This is a genomic window from Inhella inkyongensis (genome assembly GCF_005952805.1).
Taxonomy (GTDB): domain Bacteria; phylum Pseudomonadota; class Gammaproteobacteria; order Burkholderiales; family Burkholderiaceae_C; genus Inhella; species Inhella inkyongensis.
In genome coordinates this window covers 2225087-2244877 of sequence record NZ_CP040709.1, presented here as the reverse complement: position 1 = coordinate 2244877, position 19791 = coordinate 2225087, and the positions used below count along the sequence as shown (strand labels likewise).

19 protein-coding genes are annotated in these 19791 nt (G+C 66.6%); 11 read left to right on the top strand and 8 right to left on the bottom strand.

The features are described from left to right. Positions 1–10 precede the first annotated feature (10 nt). Positions 11–697, bottom strand: coding sequence for a GntR family transcriptional regulator (locus FF090_RS10650; protein ID WP_138856705.1), 687 nt, complete (start codon positions 695–697; stop codon positions 11–13). 49 nt (positions 698–746) lie between these two features. Here FF090_RS10650 and uraH point away from each other — a divergent pair, with 49 nt between their 5' ends. The 7 genes from uraH to FF090_RS10615 all read left to right on the top strand — a co-directional run bounded on the left by uraH (position 747) and on the right by FF090_RS10615 (position 8596). Continuing rightward, positions 747–1103 (top strand): hydroxyisourate hydrolase, encoded by a 357-nt coding sequence (uraH, locus tag FF090_RS10645; RefSeq protein ID WP_138856704.1) that lies wholly within the window; start codon positions 747–749, stop codon positions 1101–1103. After that, the gene (locus FF090_RS10640) at positions 1103–2323 is read left to right on the top strand and encodes a urate hydroxylase PuuD (RefSeq protein ID WP_138856703.1); all 1221 of its coding nucleotides are present in this window, start codon (positions 1103–1105) and stop codon (positions 2321–2323) included. Before uraH ends, FF090_RS10640 begins: the two co-directional genes overlap by 1 nt. Further along, complete coding sequence (gene xdhA, locus FF090_RS10635; protein WP_138856702.1) at positions 2323–3801, top strand: xanthine dehydrogenase small subunit; 1479 nt, start codon at positions 2323–2325, stop codon at positions 3799–3801. Before FF090_RS10640 ends, xdhA begins: the two co-directional genes overlap by 1 nt. Continuing rightward, positions 3786–6098: a xanthine dehydrogenase molybdopterin binding subunit gene (xdhB, locus tag FF090_RS10630; protein ID WP_375137378.1), complete on the top strand. Its 2313-nt coding sequence runs from the start codon at positions 3786–3788 to the stop codon at positions 6096–6098. Before xdhA ends, xdhB begins: the two co-directional genes overlap by 16 nt. Further along, positions 6095–6919, top strand: a complete 825-nt coding sequence (xdhC, locus tag FF090_RS10625) for a xanthine dehydrogenase accessory protein XdhC (RefSeq protein WP_138856701.1) — start codon at positions 6095–6097, stop codon at positions 6917–6919. Before xdhB ends, xdhC begins: the two co-directional genes overlap by 4 nt. Continuing rightward, entirely contained in the window at positions 6906–7883 is a 978-nt protein-coding gene (locus FF090_RS10620; RefSeq protein WP_138856700.1) for a GMP reductase, read from the top strand. The genes xdhC and FF090_RS10620 overlap by 14 nt, the downstream gene beginning before the upstream one ends. 107 nt (positions 7884–7990) lie before the next feature. Continuing rightward, the gene (locus FF090_RS10615; protein WP_138856699.1) at positions 7991–8596 is read left to right on the top strand and encodes a flavodoxin family protein; all 606 of its coding nucleotides are present in this window, start codon (positions 7991–7993) and stop codon (positions 8594–8596) included. Here the strand turns inward: FF090_RS10615 and FF090_RS10610 are convergent. Both FF090_RS10610 and tsaE read right to left on the bottom strand, forming a co-directional pair. Continuing rightward, positions 8577–9968, bottom strand: a complete 1392-nt coding sequence (locus FF090_RS10610) for an N-acetylmuramoyl-L-alanine amidase (protein ID WP_138856698.1) — start codon at positions 9966–9968, stop codon at positions 8577–8579. The genes FF090_RS10615 and FF090_RS10610 overlap by 20 nt on opposite strands. After that, entirely contained in the window at positions 9965–10486 is a 522-nt protein-coding gene (gene tsaE, locus FF090_RS10605; RefSeq protein ID WP_138856697.1) for a tRNA (adenosine(37)-N6)-threonylcarbamoyltransferase complex ATPase subunit type 1 TsaE, read from the bottom strand. The genes FF090_RS10610 and tsaE overlap by 4 nt, the downstream gene beginning before the upstream one ends. 7 nt (positions 10487–10493) lie before the next feature. On the opposite strand from tsaE, the gene queG reads away from it, so the two are divergent. Continuing rightward, the gene (gene queG / locus FF090_RS10600; RefSeq protein ID WP_175423753.1) at positions 10494–11600 is read left to right on the top strand and encodes a tRNA epoxyqueuosine(34) reductase QueG; all 1107 of its coding nucleotides are present in this window, start codon (positions 10494–10496) and stop codon (positions 11598–11600) included. Between the two features lie 42 nt (positions 11601–11642). Here the strand turns inward: queG and FF090_RS10595 are convergent, their stop codons facing one another. Together FF090_RS10595 and FF090_RS10590 are read right to left on the bottom strand one after the other, a co-directional pair. Then, complete coding sequence (locus FF090_RS10595) at positions 11643–12320, bottom strand: OmpW/AlkL family protein (protein WP_138856696.1); 678 nt, start codon at positions 12318–12320, stop codon at positions 11643–11645. A gap of 16 nt (positions 12321–12336) precedes the next feature. Beyond that, positions 12337–13449: an SGNH/GDSL hydrolase family protein gene (locus FF090_RS10590; protein WP_138856695.1), complete on the bottom strand. Its 1113-nt coding sequence runs from the start codon at positions 13447–13449 to the stop codon at positions 12337–12339. Between the two features lie 165 nt (positions 13450–13614). Between FF090_RS10590 and xerD the strand changes: the two genes are divergently transcribed. After that, positions 13615–14514 carry a site-specific tyrosine recombinase XerD gene (xerD, locus tag FF090_RS10585; protein WP_138856694.1) on the top strand — a complete coding sequence of 300 codons (900 nt, stop codon included), beginning with the start codon at positions 13615–13617 and terminating at the stop codon, positions 14512–14514. Positions 14515–14525: 11 nt separating this feature from the next. On the opposite strand, the gene FF090_RS10580 is transcribed toward xerD, so the two are convergent. Together FF090_RS10580 and FF090_RS10575 are read right to left on the bottom strand one after the other, a co-directional pair. Beyond that, entirely contained in the window at positions 14526–14993 is a 468-nt protein-coding gene (locus FF090_RS10580) for an Lrp/AsnC family transcriptional regulator (protein WP_138856693.1), read from the bottom strand. A 41-nt stretch (positions 14994–15034) separates the two neighbouring features. Next, entirely contained in the window at positions 15035–15577 is a 543-nt protein-coding gene (locus FF090_RS10575; protein WP_138856692.1) for a GNAT family N-acetyltransferase, read from the bottom strand. A gap of 87 nt (positions 15578–15664) precedes the next feature. Here FF090_RS10575 and FF090_RS10570 point away from each other — a divergent pair, with 87 nt between their 5' ends. Continuing rightward, on the top strand, positions 15665–16267 hold the full coding sequence (locus tag FF090_RS10570; protein WP_138856691.1) for a MarC family protein: 603 nt from the start codon (positions 15665–15667) through the stop codon (positions 16265–16267). Positions 16268–16514: 247 nt separating this feature from the next. Then, on the top strand, positions 16515–17810 hold the full coding sequence (gene aceA, locus FF090_RS10565; RefSeq protein ID WP_375137376.1) for an isocitrate lyase: 1296 nt from the start codon (positions 16515–16517) through the stop codon (positions 17808–17810). Between the two features lie 54 nt (positions 17811–17864). On the opposite strand, the gene FF090_RS10560 is transcribed toward aceA, so the two are convergent. Continuing rightward, positions 17865–19775 (bottom strand): alpha/beta hydrolase family protein, encoded by a 1911-nt coding sequence (locus FF090_RS10560; protein WP_138856690.1) that lies wholly within the window; start codon positions 19773–19775, stop codon positions 17865–17867. Between the last annotated feature and the right edge of the window lie 16 nt (positions 19776–19791).

The following is a 19791-nucleotide window of genomic DNA, read 5'->3' as shown; positions in this document are numbered from 1 at the left end:
GCGAGGTGGGTCATGGATGTACGGTCCCCAGCGCGTTGGCCAGATCGGTGGTGCGCGCCTTCAGGCGCAGGCCTCGCTCCACATTGCCCAGGTGGTCGCTCATCAGCGCGCTGGCGCGCTCGATGTCGCCGGCCTCGATGGCGTCCACGAGCTCGATGTGTTCGCTGGCCGAGTGCTCGGCCGAGTGGCTGCTTTGGTACATCAGCGCGATCAGCGAGCAACGGGCCAGCAGGTCGGCCAGCAACTCCGCCAGCACCTCGTTGCCCTGCAGGCGCGCCAGCAGGACATGGAAGTCGGCCAGCAGGCGGGTGCGCAGGGTGATGTCCTCGGCTTGCACGGCGGCGGCCTCGCGTGCCAGGTGTTCGCGCAGGGTGGTGATCTGGGCCGGCGTGGCGCGTGCGCACAGCTGGCGCACCAGCTGCTGCTCGATCATCTGCCGCACCTCGAAGACCTGGCGGGCCTCGTCCACACTGGGCTCGGCCACGAAGGCGCCGCGCGCGGGCTGCAGCTTGACGAGGTGATCCCGGCTGAGCTGATTGAGCGCCTGGCGCACCAGGGTGCGAGAGACTTGGAACAGGTCGGCGAGCTGCTGCTCGACCAGCTTGGTGCCCGGCATGAGCCGGCGCTCGACGATGGCCGCCGTGATGGCGTCGACGATGCGCTGCGTGGCGGTTTCGGCGGGGAGGGTGGTGTTCATGCGTGTATGCTTGAGTGTATACAGTTTGCCGACGCTTCTCGCCACCGCTATGGGCCACCTCTCCACCCACGTGCTCGACACCGCCCATGGCTGCCCCGCAGCGGGCATGACGGTGCATTTGCAACAGGCGCAGCCCGACGGCGCCTTCCACACCCGGAAGTCCATCCAGTTGAATGCCGACGGCCGTGCCGATGGGCCGCTGCTGGACGCCGGCCAGATGCAGACCGGGCGCTGGCGCCTGGTCTTCGAGGTGGCGGCCTATTTCCGTGCGCGCGGGCTTGAGTTGCCCGATCCGCCCTTCATCGATGTGGTGAATCTGGACTTCGGCATCGCGGATGTGGGTGCCAAGTACCACGTGCCGCTGCTGGTCAGCCCCTATAGCTACTCCACCTACCGGGGTTCTTGATGGACTTGGGATATCTGGCCGATTGGGCCAATCTGCTCTTGCGCTGGGCCCATGTGATCACGGCCATTGCCTGGATCGGTTCGTCCTTTTACTTCGTCTTCCTGGACAGCAGCCTGACCCGCCCCACCGATGCGGACCTCAAGGCCAAGGGCGTGGACGGCGAGCTCTGGGCCGTGCACGGCGGGGGCTTTTATCACCCGCAGAAATACCTGGTGGCGCCCAAGGCCCTGCCCGAGAAACTGCATTGGTTCTTTTGGGAGAGTTATTCCACCTGGCTGACCGGCTTTGCGCTGTTCACCGTGCTCTATCTCTTCAATGCGCAGACCTTTCTGATCGACCCCAAGGTTTACGCCTGGGGTTCGTCGGGCGCCGCAGTGGGTGCCGCACTGGGCCTGTTGCTGGCGTTCTGGTTCGTCTATGACGGGGTGTGCCGGTTGCTGGGTGAAAAGGACGGCAAGGTGGGTGGCGATGCCCGAGTGGGCCTGGTACTGCTGGCCGTGGTGGCCTTGAGCAGCTGGGCCGCCTGCCAGCTCTTTGCCGGCCGGGCCGCCTTCGTGCTGGTGGGCGCCATGATGGCCACGGCCATGAGCGCCAATGTGCTGGTCTGGATCATCCCGGGCCAGCGCAAGGTCATCGCCCAGATGAAGGCCGGTGAACCGGTCAGCCCCATCCACGGCCAGCGCGGCAAGCAGCGCAGCGTGCACAACACCTACTTCACGCTGCCGGTGCTGATCGCCATGCTCAGCAACCACTACGGCTTCCTCTACCAGGGCGCCTACAACTGGGTGCTGCTGTTCGTGCTGATGCTGGCCGGCGCCCTGATCCGACACAGCTTTGTGGCGCGCCACAAGGCGCTGATCGCAGGCAAGAGCGCACCCTGGGGCTGGGCGCTGGCCGGGGTGGTGCTGATTGCGGGCTTGGTGCTGATCCAGGCTCCCAAGCCGCCTGTGGCGGCGCCGGCTCAGACACAGCCCCAAGCTCAGGCCGTGAGCCGTGCCCAGGTGCAGGCCGTGCTGAACCAGCGCTGTGTGCTCTGCCACAGCGAAGCGGTGCAAAACAAGGGCGTGGCCTTACACACCGACGCGCTGTTGACCCAGCACGCACTGGCGGTCTACCAGCAGGCGGTGGTGGCGCGCAGCATGCCGCTGAACAATGCCACGCAGATGAGCGACGAGGAGCGCGACTTGATCAAGCGCTGGTTTGAGGCGGGGGCGAAGTGATGCCGCAGGATCTGAGCACGCAATCGATTCGTCCGGTTCGTTTTTGGCACCGCAACGCGGTGGTGGAGCTGGACGGCGCCCCCAACACCCGCACGGTGCTGGAGTGGCTGCGCGAGGACCAGCAGCTGTGCGGCACCAAGGAAGGCTGCGCCGAGGGCGACTGCGGGGCCTGCACCGTGGTGCTGGGTGAGCTCGATGCCCAAGGCAGGCTGCAACTCAAGCCCGTCAACAGCTGCATTCAGTTTTTGCCCAGCCTGGACGGCAAGGCCCTGTTCACCGTGGAAGACCTGGCCGGCGCCGACGGCAGCCTGCATCCGGTGCAGCAGGCCCTGGTGGACTGCCATGGCTCGCAATGCGGCTTTTGCACCCCGGGTTTTGCGATGTCGCTGTGGCAGCTCTATGAGGAAATGAAGGGGACGGCCCCCAGCCGTCAAGGCATCGCCGATGGCTTGGCGGGCAATCTGTGCCGCTGCACGGGCTATCGGCCCATCCTGGACGCCGGTGAAAAGGCCCTGGCGCAAGAAGGCCCGCTGCTGGACCGCGAGCCGGTCGAGACCGCCTTGCGTGAGCTCGCGCTAGGCCAGCCTATTCACACCGAGGCCGGCTTCCACGCGCCCAAGACCCTTGGCGAACTGGCCCAGCTGCGCCAGGACCTGCCCGAGGCGCGGCTGCTGGCCGGCGGCAGCGATGTGGGCCTGTGGGTCACCAAGCAGTTCAAGACCCTGCCGCAGATCATCTACCTGGGCCAGGTGCGCGAGCTGCAAACCATCGAGCGTGTTGGGGACGAGCTGGTGATTGGCGCCGGCGCCTCGCTGGAAGCGGCTTGGGCCGAGCTGGCCACCCACTGGCCCCAGCTCAAGGAGATGGGCCTGCGCTTTGCGTCGCCCCCGATCCGTTCGGTGGGCACCCTGGGCGGCAACATCGCCAACGGCTCGCCCATCGGCGACGGCGCCCCGGTGCTGATGGCCCTGGGCGCCACGGTGGAACTGCAGCGGGGCGAGCAGCTGCGCCGCCTGCCGCTGCAGGACTTCTACCTCGACTACATGAAGAACGCGCTGCAGGCCGGCGAGTTCCTGCGCGCCCTGCGGGTGCCGCTGCCGCTGCAGGGTTGGCGCTTGAGCACCCACAAGATCAGCAAACGCTTCGACAGCGACATCTCGGCCGTGTGCGGGGCCTTTGCGCTGCACATCGAGGACGGCCAGGTGCGCGAGGCCCGGCTGGCCTGGGGCGGTATGGCGGCCATCGTCAAACGCGCTGCGCAGGCCGAGGCCGCGCTGCGCGGTCAGCCCTGGAACGAGGCCACCTTGATCCAAGCCCAGGCCGCCCTGGCCCAGGACTTCAAACCCCTGAGCGATATGCGCGCCAGTGCGGCCTATCGGCTGCAGGTGGCGCAAAACCTGCTCAGGCGCTGTTGGCTGGAGACCCGTGCGGAAGATCCGCTGCCCGCCAGCGCGCTGTCGGTGTGGGAGGCAAGGTGAATATCGTCGTTGGAAAGCCGCTGCCGCATGAGTCGGCGCATCTGCATGTGCAGGGCAGCGCGCCCTACACCGATGACATTCCCGAGCGTGTGGGCACCCTGCACGCGGCGCTCGGCCTCTCACCGGTGGCGCATGGGCGCCTGCTCGGCGTGGATGTCGAACGTGTGCGGGCCCAGCCCGGCGTGGTGGACGTGTTCACCGGCACAGACTTCCCCGGGCGCAACGACTGCGGACCGCTGATCCAGGACGACCCGATCCTGGCCATTGACACCCTGCGCTATCGCGGCCAGCCGGTGTTTGCCGTGGTGGCCCGCACCCGCGCGCAAGCGCGGCGGGCGGCGGCGCTGGCGCGCGAGGTCATTCAGGCCGAGCCGCTGACCGCCATCCTGCACCAGCGCGAGGCCCATGCAGCCGGCCAGCATGTGATCGCCCCCATGCAACTCTGCCGGGGCGATGCCGACCAGGCCCTGGCCAACGCGCCCCAGCGCCTCCAGCTGGCTTTCGAGCTGGGCGGCCAGGAACAGTTCTATCTGGAAGGCCAGATCAGCTACGCATTGCCGGAGGAAGACGGCGGCCTGACCCTGCATTGCTCGACCCAGCATCCGAGCGAAATGCAGCACCTGGTGGCGCATGCGCTGCACCGACCCAACCATGCGGTGCGCGTGCTGTGCCGGCGCATGGGCGGCGGCTTTGGCGGCAAGGAGTCGCAGTCCGCCCTGTTTGCCTGCGTGGCGGCCTTGGGCGCGGTGCGCAATCGCGCACCCGTGAAGCTGCGCCTGGACCGGGATGACGACTTCCTGATCACCGGGCGACGCCACGGCTTTTCCTTTGACATTGACGCCGGCTTTGACGAGGCGGGGCGCATCCAGGGCGTGCGGGCGACCCTGATCTCGAACGCCGGCCATTCGGCCGACCTGAGCGGCCCAGTGCTCACCCGCGCGCTCTGCCACTTCGACAACGCCTACTGGCTGCCCCATGTGGCCTTGAGCGGCTTTGCGGCGCGCACGAACACCCAGAGCAACACCGCCTTCCGCGGCTTTGGCGGGCCGCAGGGCGCGCTGGCCGTCGAGATGCTGATGGACGCCATCGCCCGGCGCCTGAAGCTCGACCCCCTGGCCGTGCGCCGTGCCAATCTGTACCAGGAGGGGCAAACGCCCCCCCAAACGACGCCCTACGGCCAGACCATTGAAGACTTCTGCCTGCCCGATCTGATGGCCCGACTTGAAGCCAGCAGCGACTACGCCGCACGCCGTGCGGCCGTGGCGGCCTTCAACGCCAGCAGCCCGGTGCTCAAGAAGGGCCTGGCGCTCACGCCGCTCAAGTTCGGCATCAGCTTCAATGTGGTGCACCTGAACCAGGCCGGCGCTCTGGTGCACGTCTACACCGATGGCTCGGTGTTGGTGAACCACGGCGGCACCGAGATGGGCCAAGGCCTGAACACCAAGGTGGCCCAGGTGGTGGCGCAGGAACTCGGCCTGCCCCTTGCCGCCGTGCGCTGCAGCGCTACCGACACCGAAAAGATCGCCAACACTTCAGCCACGGCCGCCAGCACGGGGGCCGATCTGAACGGCAAGGCCGCACAGGCCGCAGCGCGCAGCCTGCGTGATCGGCTCAGCGCCTTCGCCGCCCAAGCCTATGGTTTGGCCCCGGACGGCGTTCGCTTCGAGGCCGGCGAAGTGGTGCTGGGCAGCCAGCGCATCGCCTGGGAAGAACTAGTGCGCCAGGCCTACCACGCCCGGGTGCAACTCTGGAGCGAGGGCTTCTACGCCACGCCGGGCCTGAGCTGGGACCGCGCCAAGCTGCAGGGCCGACCCTTCTACTACTTCGCCCATGGCGCGGCGGTGGCCGAGGTGCTGGTCGACACCCTGACGGGCGAACACCGCGTGCTGCGCGCCGACGCGCTGCACGATGTGGGGCAGTCGCTCAACCCGGCCATCGACATCGGCCAAGTGGAAGGCGCCTTCATCCAGGGCATGGGCTGGCTGACCAGCGAAGAACTGGTCTGGCACCCGGCCGATGGTTCGCCCAAGGCGGGCCTCTTGGTGACCCACGCGCCCAGCACCTACAAGATCCCCACCGCCAACGACTGCCCGGCCGACTTCCGCGTGGCGTTGTTCGACCGCCCGAACGCGAAAGACAGCATCCACCGCAGCAAGGCTGTGGGCGAGCCGCCGCTGCTCCTGCCCTTTGCGGTCTTCCTCGCCATCAAGGATGCGGTGGCCGCTGCCACTGGGGGTGAGCCCACGCTGATGGCGCCGGCCACACCGGAAGCCGTGTTGAAGGCCCTGCACACATGACCCTGCCGCTGGCGCTGCGGGCCACTGCGATGCAGTGGCAGCAAGACCAACGCGCCGGCGTGGTGGTGGAGGTGCAGGCTCACCAGGGCTCGGTGCCGCGCGAGGCGGGCACGCGCATGTTGGTGGGTGCGGGTGAGGTGATTGGCACGATTGGCGGCGGGCATCTGGAGTTGCAGGCGATCGCCCGCGCCCGGGCCTTGCTGGGAGCCGAGCAGGCCGAGACCCAGCGCCTGGCCCTGGGGCCCAGCCTGGGCCAATGCTGTGGCGGCGCGCTGACCCTGGCCTACACGCCGCTGACCCTGTCAGATCCCAAGGCCTGGGCCATGCCCGCTCCGCGCTTTCATTTGGAGCTCTTTGGCGCCGGCCATGTGGGCCGCGCCATCGTGCGTCTGCTCGCCGGCATCGATTGCCGCGTGCGCTGGCTGGACGAGCGCGAAGCCGAGTTCCCTGACGACCCCTTGCCCCCGCATATCGAGCGCGTCTGCGCCGAGGGCCTGCCGGCTGAACTCACGGCGGAACTGCGCCACAGCCCGCCCGGTGCGCGGGTGCTGATCCTGACGCACAGCCATGACCTGGACCTGGCGCTCACCGAGGCCGCCCTGGCACGGCCCGATTTGCCCTGGGTAGGCCTGATCGGCTCGGCCACCAAGCGCGCCCGCTTTCTTCATCGCCTGGAGGCCAAGGGCTACCAGGCTCCCCAATTGCAGCGACTGCACTGCCCGATTGGCCTGGCCGGCATCACCGGCAAGGAGCCTGAGGTCATTGCGGTCGCTGTGGTCGCCCAACTACTACTCTTGAGCACAGACCATGGACATCTTTGACTACGACAACATCCAACTACTGCCGCGCCAATGCCGCGTGAACAGCCGCAGTGAATGTGACCCTTCGATCCAGTTCGGCCCGCGCCGCTTCAAGATCCCCGCCGTGCCGGCGAACATGAAGACGGTGATCGACGAGCCGATCGCGCGCTACCTGGCGGCGAACGACTATTTCTACGTCATGCACCGCTTCGACCTCGATGCGGTGGCCTTCGCGCGCGACATGCGCGAACGGGGGCTCTATGTGTCCATCAGCCTGGGCGTGCAGGCGGCCGACTTCGCCATCGTTGAACGCCTGGCCGCTGAGGGCCTGGGCGCCGACTACATCACCATCGACATCGCCCACGGCCACTCCAGCGCCGTGCAGCGCCAGATCGCCCACATCAAGAAGCACCTGCCGAGCGCCTTCGTGATCGCCGGCAATGTGGGGACGCCCGAGGCCGTGCTGGACCTGGAGCGCTGGGGGGCGGATGCCACCAAGGTGGGCATCGGCCCCGGCAAGGTCTGCATCACGCGCATGAAGACCGGTTTTGGCACGGGGGGCTGGCAGCTCAGCGCGGTGAAGTGGTGCGCACGCGTGGCCAGCAAGCCCATCGTGGCCGATGGCGGCATCCGCCACCATGGCGACATCGCCAAGAGCATCCGCTTTGGCGCCAGCATGGTGATGATCGGCTCGCTGTTCGCCGGCCATGAAGAGTCGCCCGGTGCCACCGTCGAGGTCGATGGCCAGCGCTACAAGGAGTACTTCGGCTCGGCCAGCGACTTCAACAAGGGCGAGCGCCGCCATGTTGAGGGCAAACGCATCCTCGAACCCATCAAGGGCCATCTGGCCGACACCCTGACTGAAATGCGCGAAGACCTGCAGAGCTCGATCAGCTACTCGGGCGGCAACAGCCTGATGGACCTGCGCAAGGTGAACTACGTGATCCTGGGCGGCAACAACGCGGGCGAGCATTTGTTCATGTAGCCGAATCGGCCCTCGGGTGCGCGGTGCCGGCCTTGAGCCCCGTCGCGCACGGTGGGCTTTCAGGTTTAGGGCGGCAGGCCCGTGCGGGCTTTCCTATCCTGCGTTGGATGAACCCTGTCGACCCTTCACACAACTTCCTCTTCGTCCTCGGCAGCGGCCGCCGCGACGGCAATTCCGAACAACTGGCGCGCCGCGCCGCAGCGGCCGCGCTGCCGGCTACGCAGACTGTGCAGTGGCTGTCCCTGCTCGACCACCCGCTGCCGCGCTTTGAGGACCGGCGCCACCAGCCCGGCGCCGTGTTTGGCCCGCCCGAGGGGCATGAGGCCCATTTGCTGGAACAGACCCTGGCGGCCCAACACATCGTCTTTGTGGCCCCGGTCTACTGGTACAGCCTGCCGGCCGATCTGAAGCGCTATCTGGATTACTGGAGCCCCTGGCTGCGCGTGACGGGCGCGGACTTCAAGGCGCGCATGGCGGGCAAGACGCTCTCCCTCATCACCACCCTGAGCGACGAGGACCCGGCCTTTGCCGAGCCGCTGGTGCAGACGCTCAAGCTCACCGCCGATTACCTGGGCATGCACTTTGGCGGCGCGGTGGCGGCCTACGCCAACCGCCCCGGGGATGTGTTTGCACAGCCCGAAAGCCTGGAGCGGGCCACCGCGCTACTGGCCTCGCTCGCTGCGCTGAACGCGCCTAAGCAACAGGCCGCTTGAGCGGCGGCCGGCGGGCCAGGTAGCGCTGGATGCCCTTGGCGAGGGCCTCGACCAGTTCGCGCTGGTAGTCAGGGTCGCGCAGCTTGGCTTCTTCCTCGGGATTGGAGATGAAGGCGGTCTCGACCAGGATGGAGGGCACATCAGGCGCCTTCAGCACGGCAAAGCCGGCTTGCTCGACCTGGGCCTTGTGCAGCTTGCCCACGCGGCCGATTTGGGTGAGCACCTCGCCGCCGAGTTTCAGGCTGTCCTTGATCTGGGCGGTGGTGCTCATGTCGGCCAGCACCTTGAGCACGCCCTCATCGCGCACCGCCAGCTTGTTCAAGCCGCCCACGGCGTCGGCGGCGTTTTCCTTGTCGGCCAGCCAGCGGGCCGCCGCGCTGGTGGCGGCCTTTTCGCCCAGCGCAAAGACCGAGGCGCCGCGCGCCTGAGGGCGGATGAAGGCGTCGGCATGGATGGACACGAAGAGGTCCGCGCCCACACGGCGCGCCTTGCGCACCCGTTCATGCAGGGGCACGAAGTAGTCGGCGTCGCGGGTCATCAGCACGCGCAGATTGGCTTGCTCCAACAGGCGCTCGCGCAGCTGCTTGGCCACGGCCAGCACCACGTCCTTTTCCTGCAGCCCGGTGGGGCCGATGGCGCCGGGGTCCTCGCCGCCATGGCCGGGGTCCAGGGCCACCACAATCAGGCGCTCGACCCGCGGTCGCCGGCCCGGTGGGGTGGCGGCAGGGGTGGGGGGCGTGGCCGGAACGGCGGGCACGGTCGATGAGGCGGCCGGTGAAGGCGCCGACGCAGCCCCGGTGGGCGAGGGCAGGGCGGGGGAGCTTGGGGGTGTGGCGCCCTTTTGCGGCAGCTTCTCGATCCACTGCCCCAGCTCGTCGTTGACCGCGGCCGCGGCTGCCGCGGCATTGACTTCGCGCTCTTGCACCAGCGCAAGCAGCGGGTCCTTGGCGCCTAGAGCCGGATAGAGGTCCAGCACCAGTCGGTGCTGGTAGGCGGCCACGGGGGCCAGCGTGAACACCTGGGGCGCAATGGATTGCTTCAAATCCAGCACCAGGCGCACCACGCGGGGCTGGTACTGGCCGACGCGTACGCTGGCGATGAAGGGGTCATTGGCCTGCAATTTGGCCACCAACTCCTTGAGGCGCGGCGACAGGGTGAGCCCGTCGATGTCGATCACCAGGCGCTCGGGCGCTTCGGTGATGAAGTGACGCGCCACCAGGGGCTTGTCGGACTCCAGCGTGACCCGCGTATAGGCCTGGGCCGGCCACAGGCGCACGGCCACCAATTCGGCGTCACCCGGTTGCGCCGGGGCCGCCAGAGGAAGGGCCCAGGCGCAGGCGCCGTGGATCAGCAGCAATCGCCGGGAACTCATGCGGCCAGCGCCTGCAGCAGGGCGCGGCCGCGCGGGCTCAGGGCCTGCGCGCTCACGCTGCGCCGGCCTTCACCTTCAATGTCACCGAAAACTTGGCCTTCAACGTGCTCGGCCGCTTCATCCTGGATCTGCAGCCGCAGATCGGCCTGTGGCAGCAAGCCCTCGGCATGTTCGGGCCACTCCACCAGCTTGAGCCCTTCGCCGGCCAGGATCTCGCGAAAACCAGCGTCTTCCCACTCGCGCGGGTCGCTGAAGCGATAGAAGTCGAAGTGGTGTACCGGACCGGCAGGCGGAGCGTAGCTCTCCAGCACCGCATAGCTCGGGCTCTTGATGCGGCCCGTGACGCCCAGTGCGCGCAGCAGATGCCGCACCCAGGTGGTCTTGCCCGCGCCCAATCCGCCCTCCAGCAGGATCAGGGCCGGCATCAACTCGGGGCTGCGCGCCAGGGCTTGCGCAGCGGTTTCGGTAGCGGCCTCGTCGGGCCAGTGCAGGGTGCGGGTTTCTAGAATCAAGGTCATGTCGTCGATGAAACTTGAGCCTGCCCAGGAGTCTTCTCCAGCGGTTTCCCAGCCGGCCGCCCTGGTGGCCCGGATCCAGGAGTGGGGTCAGGCGCTGGGATTCTCCCAAATCGGCGTGGCCCCCATCGATCTGAGCAGCGCGGAGCCCGGCCTGTTGGCCTGGCTGGCGGCGGGCTTTCATGGCGAGATGGGCTATATGGCCGCGCACGGCCTGAAGCGTGCGCGTCCGGCCGAATTGGTGCCTGGCACGGTCAGCGTGATCACGGCGCGCATGGACTATCTGAGCCCCGGGCACGGCCCGGATTGGCAGGCGGTGGAGTGGGCCGGCTTGAAACGGCCCGAGCACGCCCAGGTCTCGCTTTATGCCCGAGGGCGGGACTATCACAAGATGCTGCGCGCCCGGCTGCAAAAGCTGGCCGACCGTTTGCAGCAAGAGGTGGGGGCCATCGGCCACCGCTGCTTTACCGACTCGGCCCCGGTGCTGGAGGTGGAGTTGGCCAGCCGCAGCGGCCTGGGCTGGCGCGGCAAGCACAGCCTGCTCTTGAACCGCGAGGGCGGTTCGATGTTCTTTCTGGGCGAGTTGTTCGTGGACCTGGCGCTGCCCACCACGCCGCCGCAGGACCCTCACTGCGGCCGCTGCACGGCTTGCATCGACGTCTGCCCCACCCGGGCCATCGTTGCGCCTTATCAGGTGGACGCGCGGCGCTGCATCTCCTACCTCACCATCGAGCACGCGGGCGACATTCCCGAAGCCCTGCGACCTCTGCTTGGCAATCGCATCTATGGCTGCGACGACTGCCAGCTGGCCTGCCCCTGGAACAAGTTCGCGCAGACGCAAAGCCTGCCGGACTTCGCGCCGCGCACGGTGTGGGAGCAGCCGGATTTGCTGCGCTACTGGGCCTGGGACGAAGCGGAGTTTTTGCGCCAGACCGAGGGCTCGGCGATCCGTCGCATCGGCATCGAGCGCTGGCAGCGCAATGTGGCCGTGGCGTTGGGCAATGCGCTGGCAGCCGGCAGCCCGAGCAGTCCGCAGATTCGCGCCGCGCTGAGGGAAAGGATGACCGACCGCAGTGAGCAGGTGCAACGCCATGCGAGTTGGGCGCTGGCGCAATAAAAAGGGCGGCCGAAGCCGCCCTGTCAGCAGGCCTTGAGAGGCTTAGAAGCGATAGCCCACAGCGGCCGAGTAGGACACCGGGTTCAGTTCCAGGCGCACGCGCTGGCCGGTGGAGAGCACGCCCTCACCATTGATGAAGGTCTTCATGGCCGACACATCCAGGAAGATGCGCTGGGTCACGGCCCAGTTCAGGCCCACCTGGGCGGTGACACCGAACTTGCCCTTCATGTCCATGGTGGTGGGCTTGGCCAGCGTGCCGCCGGACAGACCATTGAGCACCGCCGTGGATTGAGTCTCCTTGGTGTGGGCATAGGTCAGGCCGCCGGCCACATAGGGGCGCAGGCTGTAGCTCGAGCCCAGCGGGCGGAACTGGCCCATCAGGGTCACGGGGATGACCTTGACCGTGGCCAGCTTGCCCACGCCAGCCAGCGAGCCGGCGCCAATGACGTCATGCTCGAAGGGCATCATCAAGGGCAGGTCCAGGGCCAGTCGATCGCTGAAGTGGTAGGTGATGCCACCGCCCCAGGAATCGGCCTTGAGCACATCGACTTGGGCATTGAAGAAGGAGGGCGCGCTCAAGGAACCGCTCTCGACCTTGGGGACGATCTGCGTGGCACCCAGGCGCACGCTGATGTCACCGGCGGATTGCGCGAAGGCCGCTCCGCTCAGGGCCAGCAGCAGGGGGGAGATGGCGAAAGTGCGTGCGTAGATTTTTTTCATGCGTTGCTCCTGCGACTTACAGCCAGCCCTTGGCGGCGATGGTGCGGCTGATCAGTTGCGCGACCAGCTGGTGGCCATAGGGGGTGGGGTGGAAACCGTCCGAGAAGGCATAGGTCTTCCACCAGTCGGCGGTCTGGCCTGCCGGCGGATTGGCCGACAAATAGGTGGCCGAGCACTGAGCGTTGAAGTCCGTGCACAAAGGCTTGGTCACGTTGGTCAGACCGAACTGGGCCGGGAATTGGAACTGGGTGTTGAACTCGGTGTAGAAGTCCACCAGGGCCACGCGCGCTTCCGAGCGGGCGCGCTCGGCCAGTCGGTTGTTGAAGGTCTCAATCCAGGACTTGAACAAGGATTCAGCTTGGGCGCGGGTGCTGGCGCCGGCGGATGCAGCGATCTGGGCCAAGACGCCCTGGAAGCGCGGCGTATTCAGGATGCCGGGCATGTTCATCAGCACCACTTGCTGCGCGCCTTTGTCCAGCGCATGGGTCTTGACGCTGTCATAGAGACGGTCGGCCAGCAGGCTCATGTACTGGGTGCCTGCGGCCGGCAACCCGGCGGCACCGCCGGCGAGCGCAGCAGCGAGCTGCGTGGGGGTCATGACGGAGCCCAGGATTTGTGCGAAGCGCGCACCGCCGTCGCGGCTGGCACCCAGATAGCCCTCGACCAGGTCACCGGCGTCGTTGCCGCCGCCGTCCACGATCAGCAGGTCGGTGGCAGCGAAGTTGCCCATCGAAGCCGCAGTGGCCAGCTGGGTGGGTACGTTCAGCGGATTGGCCGCCGAGGCACCTGCGCCGGTGTAGCTGACGCGGCCGCCACCGATGGCAAAGTTGGTGCAGCCTGCGGTCGGATTGGCCGCAAAGGTGGCGCCATTGAAGACGTAGAAGTTGCACAGGGTCTTGCCGTAGCTGGCCGCCACACGCTCCACATAGAGCGGGTTGTCCACACCGGCCACGGTGAAGCGAAGACCGAAGGTGCCGGAATCCTGCAGGCTGTCGCCAAACACTTTGACGGCGCTGATGCGCGTGCGCGGCGTGGTGTCCGCGGTGTTGTCGCCGCTGCCGCCACCGCAGCCGGCCAGAGCCAGCAGGGCGGCCAAACCCAGGGCCGAGAATGATTGTTGGATGCGCATAAGTGCTGCGGACCGCGGAGCGGTCTCTCTAGTGGAAAACGAGGGTGCGAGTGTTGCGGTGAAATGCCCGCCGATGGCTGGGCACTTACCCGCAGATGATGACAACTGAATGGATCAGTCGCCAACTTCCAGATGAAAAAAACCGAGTCTGTGGCGTCGGCGCCAATGCCGGATCGCAGCGGCATTGAAGCCTTCGTGCGCGCCCTGTGGCTGGAGGAAGGCTTGGCCGAACGCACCCGCGAGGCCTATGCCCGCGATCTCAGCGCTTTGGCTGACTGGCTGATGAAGCAGGGTCCGCAATCTGCAAAGGCGCTGGACCAGGCCAAGGAATCCGACCTGATGGCCTATGCCCATCAACGCCACAGCCAGTCCAAGGCCAGCAGCGCCAATCGGCGCCTGTCCAGTTTCAAGCGCTACTTTCGCTGGGCGCTGCGCGAGGGCCGCTGCACTGTGGACCCCACGCTGCGCCTGGGTGCCGCCAAGCAGGCCTTGCGCGTGCCCAAGACCCTGGGCGAGGCCCAGGTGGACGCGCTGCTGGCGGCGCCGCCCCTTGACACGCCGCTGGGCCTGCGGGACCGCGCCATGCTGGAGCTGCTTTATGCCAGCGGCTTGCGGGTCAGCGAATTGGTGGGCCTGCCCAGCGTTGGGCTGAATTTGCGCGATGGCCTGGTGCGCGTGCGCGGCAAGGGCGACAAGGAAAGACTGGTGCCCATGGGCGAACCCGCGCGTGAGGCCATCACCCGCTATCTGATGGATGCCCGCAGTGCGCTGCTAGGGGCGCGCCGCAGCGAGGCTTTGTTCGTCACCGTTCAGGGCGCGGCCATGAGCCGGCAGATGTTTTGGCGCCTGATCAAGCGTTATGCCGTGCAGGCGGGCATCACGGCGCCGCTGTCCCCGCACACCTTGCGCCATGCCTTCGCCACGCATCTGCTGAATCACGGTGCCGATCTGCGCGCGGTGCAGTTGCTGCTGGGCCATGCCGACCTGTCGACCACCCAGATCTACACCCATGTGGCGCGCGAGCGCCTAAAACAGGTGGTGGCTCAGCACCATCCGCGGGGTTGAGCCCAGCGGCGTCAAATCGGCAGGGCCGAAGGCGGTTTGACCTCTTCCATGCAGACCATGGAGCGCACATCGGCCACCCCTTCGATCTGCATCAGCCGATCCGTCAGCAGGCGCGACAGGCTCTTGAGGTCGCGCACCACCACTTTGAGCAGGTAGTCGGAGTCGCCGCTGACGGTATGAATCTCCAGCACCTCGGGGAAGTCGCGCAGCAGGGCTTCGATGTCGCGCACCCGTGAAAAGGCGTCTCCGCTGATGTTCAGGCTCACGAAGGCGGTCACGCCCAGGCCCAGGGCTTCCGGCGCGATCAGCGCCCGATACCCGCGCACCACGCCGCGCTCTTCCAGTGCCCGCACACGCCGGAAACATTGCGGCGCGGAGAGTTGCACCTCGGTGGCCAGGTCGACATTCGAGATTCGCCCGTCTCGTTGCAAGACTTCAATAATCTTGCAGTCAATCGCATCCAGTTTGTTGTTTTCCATTTTTTGAGCCTCCGAGGCGCATCATTCTTTCGCGGCAGATGCTACCGCGAATGCCGGGCTGCCGCCCAATCGCTGCGCCGCAATTCATAGACCGCGCAGCTGATGTCGTACCAGGCTTGCTCGCCGATGTAGTGCATGCCCAGGCGTTGCATCACCGCACGGCTTGCCTGGTTATCGGGATGGCAAACGGCGCAAAGCGCGTCGCGCTCAAAGTGGTCAAAGGCCCAGTCGGCCATGTGGCGCGCGGCTTCGCTGGCCAAGCCTCGGCCCCAGGCTTTGGGGTGCAGGCGCCAACCAAGTTCCAAGGGATTGGCGGGATCCTGGCCCAGGTATTGAACGCAACCGGCGCCGACCAACTCGTTGGTATCGCGAGCCATCAGGGACCACCAAGAGCAACCCCATTGTTGCCAGCGCGCTTGTACCCGTTCGATGACCGTCTGCGTCTGCTGCAGCGTCTCGGGGCTGCCACTTAGATAGCGATAGACCTCTGGCAAGCCGTTCATGGCGTTCAGGGCCTGCAGATGCGCCGGTGCAAACGGTTCCAGGCGCAAGCGCGGTGTTTCCAAGACAACGGGGGTGTTCATGCGTACACGATAGCGCTTACCCCAAAGCCCGCGCCGCTCGAGCGGCGTAAGGTCGCGACTGGCCCGATTCACCCTTCCCCTGCCACTATGGACCACAACTTCGTCTCCGCCCTGATCCTGCTGCTGCTGGTGCTGGACCCGCTGGGCAGCCTGCCGATTTGCATTCCCATCATGCGCGAGGTGCCGCGCGAACGGCGAGCCCGCGTCGCCATGCGCGAGGTCTCGATTGCCTTTCTGGTGCTGTTGGGCTTCATGTTCACGGGGGAGGGCTTTTTGCGCGTGATGCACCTCAGTGAGCGTTCCTTGGAGGTCGCGGGTGGCGTGATCCTGCTGATGGTGGCGATTCGGATGATCTTTTCCAGCCAGGGCGAGTCGGTCTATGGCGTGACGCCTGGCAAAGAGCCACTGATCTTCCCGCTCGCCGTGCCTTTGTTGGCAGGCCCCTCGGCCATGGCCACGGTGCTGCTGCTCGCCTCGCGCCAACCGGAAAAGATTTGGCACTGGATTGCGGCCCTTGCGGTGGCCATGTGGATCTGCGGGCTGACCCTGCTGCTGGCCGAGCGCATTCGCAAGCTGCTCGGGGATTCGGTGGTCTCGGCGCTGGAAAAGCTCATGGGCTTGGTGCTCACCGCCATCGCGGTCGAGATGGTGTTGGCGGGTTTGAAGCGCTATTTCGTCGGCGGGTTGTGATCCCCTTGGATTGCGCATTGCGAAAAGGCAATTTCGCAATGTGGATTTGATGACTAAGGCGTCCCGTGTTAATTTCTTGTTATGAAACACACAAATCCACATTGCGGAATGTGTTTTGTAAGTCTTTGATATTGAAGGATTTATTTTCCTAGAGCGTTGCCTCCAATTGTCAGCCGGTGTTGGGGAAGGGTCCGTAGGCTTGAGCCCATTCCTGCTTCCCTTTTCACTACCTGAACCGGAGACTCTCATGACCCTGACCCGCGAACAACAAGCCGCCGCCCTCGAAAAGGATTGGGCCGAAAACCCCCGTTGGGCCGGCATCCAGCGTGGCTACACCGCCGCCGACGTGGTGCGCCTGCGCGGCTCGGTTCAGGTGGACCACACCCTGGCCAAGCGCGGCGCTGAAAAGCTCTGGGGCCTGGTGAACAACGAGCCCTTCGTGAACGCCCTGGGCGCGCTGACGGGCAACCAGGCCATGCAGCAGGTCAAGGCCGGCCTCAAGGCCATTTACCTCTCCGGCTGGCAGGTGGCGGGTGACGCCAACAGCAATGGCGAGATGTACCCCGACCAGTCGCTCTACAGCGTGGACTCGGTGCCCAAGGTCGTGAAGAAGATCAACGCCACCTTTGCCCGCGCCGACCAGATCCAGTGGGCCGAGGGCAAGAACGACATCGACTATTTCGCCCCCATCGTGGCCGATGCCGAGGCCGGTTTTGGTGGCGTGCTCAATGCGTTTGAGTTGATGAAGGCCATGATTGAAGCGGGTGCTTCGGGCGTGCACTTTGAAGACCAGCTGGCCAGTGCCAAGAAGTGCGGCCACATGGGCGGCAAGGTGCTGGTGCCCACCCGTGAGGCCGTGGCCAAGCTGGTCGCCGCCCGCCTCGCCGCCGACGTGATGGGCGTGCCCACGCTCTTGGTGGCGCGCACCGATGCCGAAGCCGGCGACCTGGTGACCAGCGACATCGATGACAACGACAAGCCCTTCTGCACCGGTGAGCGCACCGTTGAAGGCTTCTATCGCACCAAGAACGGCCTCGAACAAGCCATCAGCCGCGGCCTGGCCTATGCGCCCTATGCCGACCTGATCTGGTGCGAGACCGGCAAGCCCGACCTGGCCTTCGCCAAGGCCTTTGCGGACGCCATCCACGCCAAGTTCCCCGGCAAGCTGCTGGCTTACAACTGCAGCCCGAGCTTCAACTGGAAGAAGAACCTGGACGACGCCACCATCGCCAAGTTCCAGCGCGAGCTGGGTGCCATGGGCTACAAGTTCCAGTTCATCACCCTGGCCGGTTTCCACAGCCTGAACTACTCGATGTTCAACCTGGCTTACGGCTACGCCCGCAATCAGATGAGCGCCTTCGTCGAGTTGCAGGAAGCCGAGTTCGCCGCGGCCGAGAAGGGCTTCACCGCCGTGAAGCACCAGCGCGAGGTGGGCACCGGCTACTTCGATGCCGTCACCACCACCATCGAAGCCAACGCCAGCACCGCCGCGCTCAAGGGCTCCACCGAAGACGAGCAGTTCTTCGACGCCAAGCACGGTTGATCAAGCCGGCCTGATCTGGGCGCCGCTCCGCAAGGGGCGGCGCCCTTTTGCCTTTCAGGGCTTGATAAGGTTCTCGATGGCCTCCAGCACATGGCGCCGCTCCGGGCCGTCGCTGATGTCGTGGTTGGCGCCAGGCAGGAGCAGCAGTTGGGGTTGCCGTCCGGCCGTCCGCAGGGCCTCGGCCAATGCCTTGGCCTGATTGGGTTCCACATTGCCGTTGCGCTCGCCGTGCACGATCAGCAGCCGGGCGGGCATCTGCGCGGTGTGATGAATCGGCGAGCCGGCGCGCAAGTCAGCGGCGTCGCTGTTGCCCAGTAGTTTGCGGAAGCGATCGCGGGTTGCGTCGGTGAATCGTGCGTCATCGAGCCGCGCCAATTGGGCCGTCAAATCCGTCATGACGCCAATGGCTACCACGGCCTTGACGCCGCCCTGGTCGGTCAAGGCTGGGGCCAGGCGCAGCGCCAGATAGGCGCCCAACTCACGGCCGATCAGCACCGGCGCTTGGTCCAGGACCCAGGGGTGCTGGCGCAAGGCCTTGAGCGCCGCTAGTACACGCGGGATCTGCCCGTCCGCCCAGGGCAAGAGACCGCGCGCCCAGGCGCTGCCTGAATTGGCCGCCTGCGGCGTGGCCACCGCAAAGCCCCGGCTCACGAGAAAGGCCATCAAAGGGTTGAAGGCCGTGTCGCCGCTGTCGCTGTCCTCTAGCGTGCAGTCCATGCACCAAATGAGCGGGGCCGGCGCGCTGCCTTTGAGGCGGCGCAGCAGCAGCGGTCCGGCCCCTGCGGGATTCAGGCGCTCGCGCTCAATCTGCGGCAGATCGCGCAGCCCCGGGCGGCCTTCGGCCAGCAGTTCAAAACGCTTGGCCTCGGGTTGCCCCAGCCAGTAACGGGTCGGGCTGTCTTCGCGGCTGGAGGCCGCCAGGTAGTGGCTGCCCAGCCACTGCTGCAACTCCACGGTCTGCCCTTGCAGGCGCTCCGCCAAGCCCTTGGCTTGCGCCGCCGCCCCTGCGTCCCAGTAGTAAGACAGGCCAGGGGCGCTGGCGCCCAGCACGCGCGCCCCGTCGGGGGCGCGCAGCAGGGATTGGACATTCAGCAGGGCCGGGTTCTGCGCCACGGGCTCGCCAGCCTGATCAGGGGCCTGGCGCAAATCCAGACGCAGCACCTGGTCGGCCCTGCGCACATAGAACTCATGGGCCTGCTCGCCAAAGCCAAGCGCAAACCAGGGGGTTTGTTGATGGGCCGGCCATTCCCGTAACGGTTGCCAGGCGTTGGCGGAATCCGAGCGGTGGAGCAGCTGCATCCGTTCGCCGTCGCGGCGCAGCAGCATGCGCACCTGGCCCTGCGCATCGGCCCAGTAGCGCATGGCGCCATACACGCCCGCCGCCACCCGGGTGCGCTGAGCGTTGCGGGTGTCGATGCGATAGACGCCCCACTCATGCCCCTTGAGGCGTGGATCGGCGCCCATCAGCAGCACGAAATTGGCGTCGGTGTGCGCGCTGTCCACCAGGCCCGCGCGCTGGTTGTTCCAGCGCACCGCCGCGCCGGCGCCGCTGTATAGGTTGATGGACTCGCCCTTGGCGGGCCAGATCACCATCAGCGCGTCCTGGCTCAAATCGCTGCGGCGCATGGGTCGACCATCGCGCACCCCCAGCAGCAGGCGTTCGCCATCCAGCCATCGGAGACTGCGCAGGCTCAGCTCAGCGTCCTGCGTGGTGAACACCGGCCGGTACTGGGGCGGCTGCACGGCCAGGTCGCGCAACACCACGGCCTGCTTGCCGTTTTGGCGCACCAGAGCAGCCAACTGCTTGCCATCGGGTGAAAGCTGCGGCTCGCGCAACTCCGGGGCGATGGTGAACGCTGCCGCGCTGGGCGCTTGAGTTTGGGCTTGGGCTTGGGCTTGGGCAGGTTCCTGGGCCAGCGCCGGCAACGCAGCGCCCAGGGCCAGAGCGAGCAAGATCTTCTTCATTGGGTTCTCCCTGAAA

Coding starts and splice junctions, on each gene's coding strand:
- FF090_RS10650 (WP_138856705.1), bottom strand. CDS start 697: ATGAACACCACCCTCCCCGCCGAAACCGCCACGCAGCGCATCGTCGAC.
- uraH (WP_138856704.1), top strand. CDS start 747: ATGGGCCACCTCTCCACCCACGTGCTCGACACCGCCCATGGCTGCCCC.
- FF090_RS10640 (WP_138856703.1), top strand. CDS start 1,103: ATGGACTTGGGATATCTGGCCGATTGGGCCAATCTGCTCTTGCGCTGG.
- xdhA (WP_138856702.1), top strand. CDS start 2,323: ATGCCGCAGGATCTGAGCACGCAATCGATTCGTCCGGTTCGTTTTTGG.
- xdhC (WP_138856701.1), top strand. CDS start 6,095: ATGACCCTGCCGCTGGCGCTGCGGGCCACTGCGATGCAGTGGCAGCAA.
- FF090_RS10620 (WP_138856700.1), top strand. CDS start 6,906: ATGGACATCTTTGACTACGACAACATCCAACTACTGCCGCGCCAATGC.
- FF090_RS10615 (WP_138856699.1), top strand. CDS start 7,991: ATGAACCCTGTCGACCCTTCACACAACTTCCTCTTCGTCCTCGGCAGC.
- FF090_RS10610 (WP_138856698.1), bottom strand. CDS start 9,968: ATGAGTTCCCGGCGATTGCTGCTGATCCACGGCGCCTGCGCCTGGGCC.
- tsaE (WP_138856697.1), bottom strand. CDS start 10,486: ATGACCTTGATTCTAGAAACCCGCACCCTGCACTGGCCCGACGAGGCC.
- queG (WP_175423753.1), top strand. CDS start 10,494: ATGAAACTTGAGCCTGCCCAGGAGTCTTCTCCAGCGGTTTCCCAGCCG.
- FF090_RS10595 (WP_138856696.1), bottom strand. CDS start 12,320: ATGAAAAAAATCTACGCACGCACTTTCGCCATCTCCCCCCTGCTGCTG.
- FF090_RS10590 (WP_138856695.1), bottom strand. CDS start 13,449: ATGCGCATCCAACAATCATTCTCGGCCCTGGGTTTGGCCGCCCTGCTG.
- xerD (WP_138856694.1), top strand. CDS start 13,615: ATGCCGGATCGCAGCGGCATTGAAGCCTTCGTGCGCGCCCTGTGGCTG.
- FF090_RS10580 (WP_138856693.1), bottom strand. CDS start 14,993: ATGGAAAACAACAAACTGGATGCGATTGACTGCAAGATTATTGAAGTC.
- FF090_RS10575 (WP_138856692.1), bottom strand. CDS start 15,577: ATGAACACCCCCGTTGTCTTGGAAACACCGCGCTTGCGCCTGGAACCG.
- FF090_RS10570 (WP_138856691.1), top strand. CDS start 15,665: ATGGACCACAACTTCGTCTCCGCCCTGATCCTGCTGCTGCTGGTGCTG.
- aceA (WP_375137376.1), top strand. CDS start 16,515: ATGACCCTGACCCGCGAACAACAAGCCGCCGCCCTCGAAAAGGATTGG.
- FF090_RS10560 (WP_138856690.1), bottom strand. CDS start 19,775: ATGAAGAAGATCTTGCTCGCTCTGGCCCTGGGCGCTGCGTTGCCGGCG.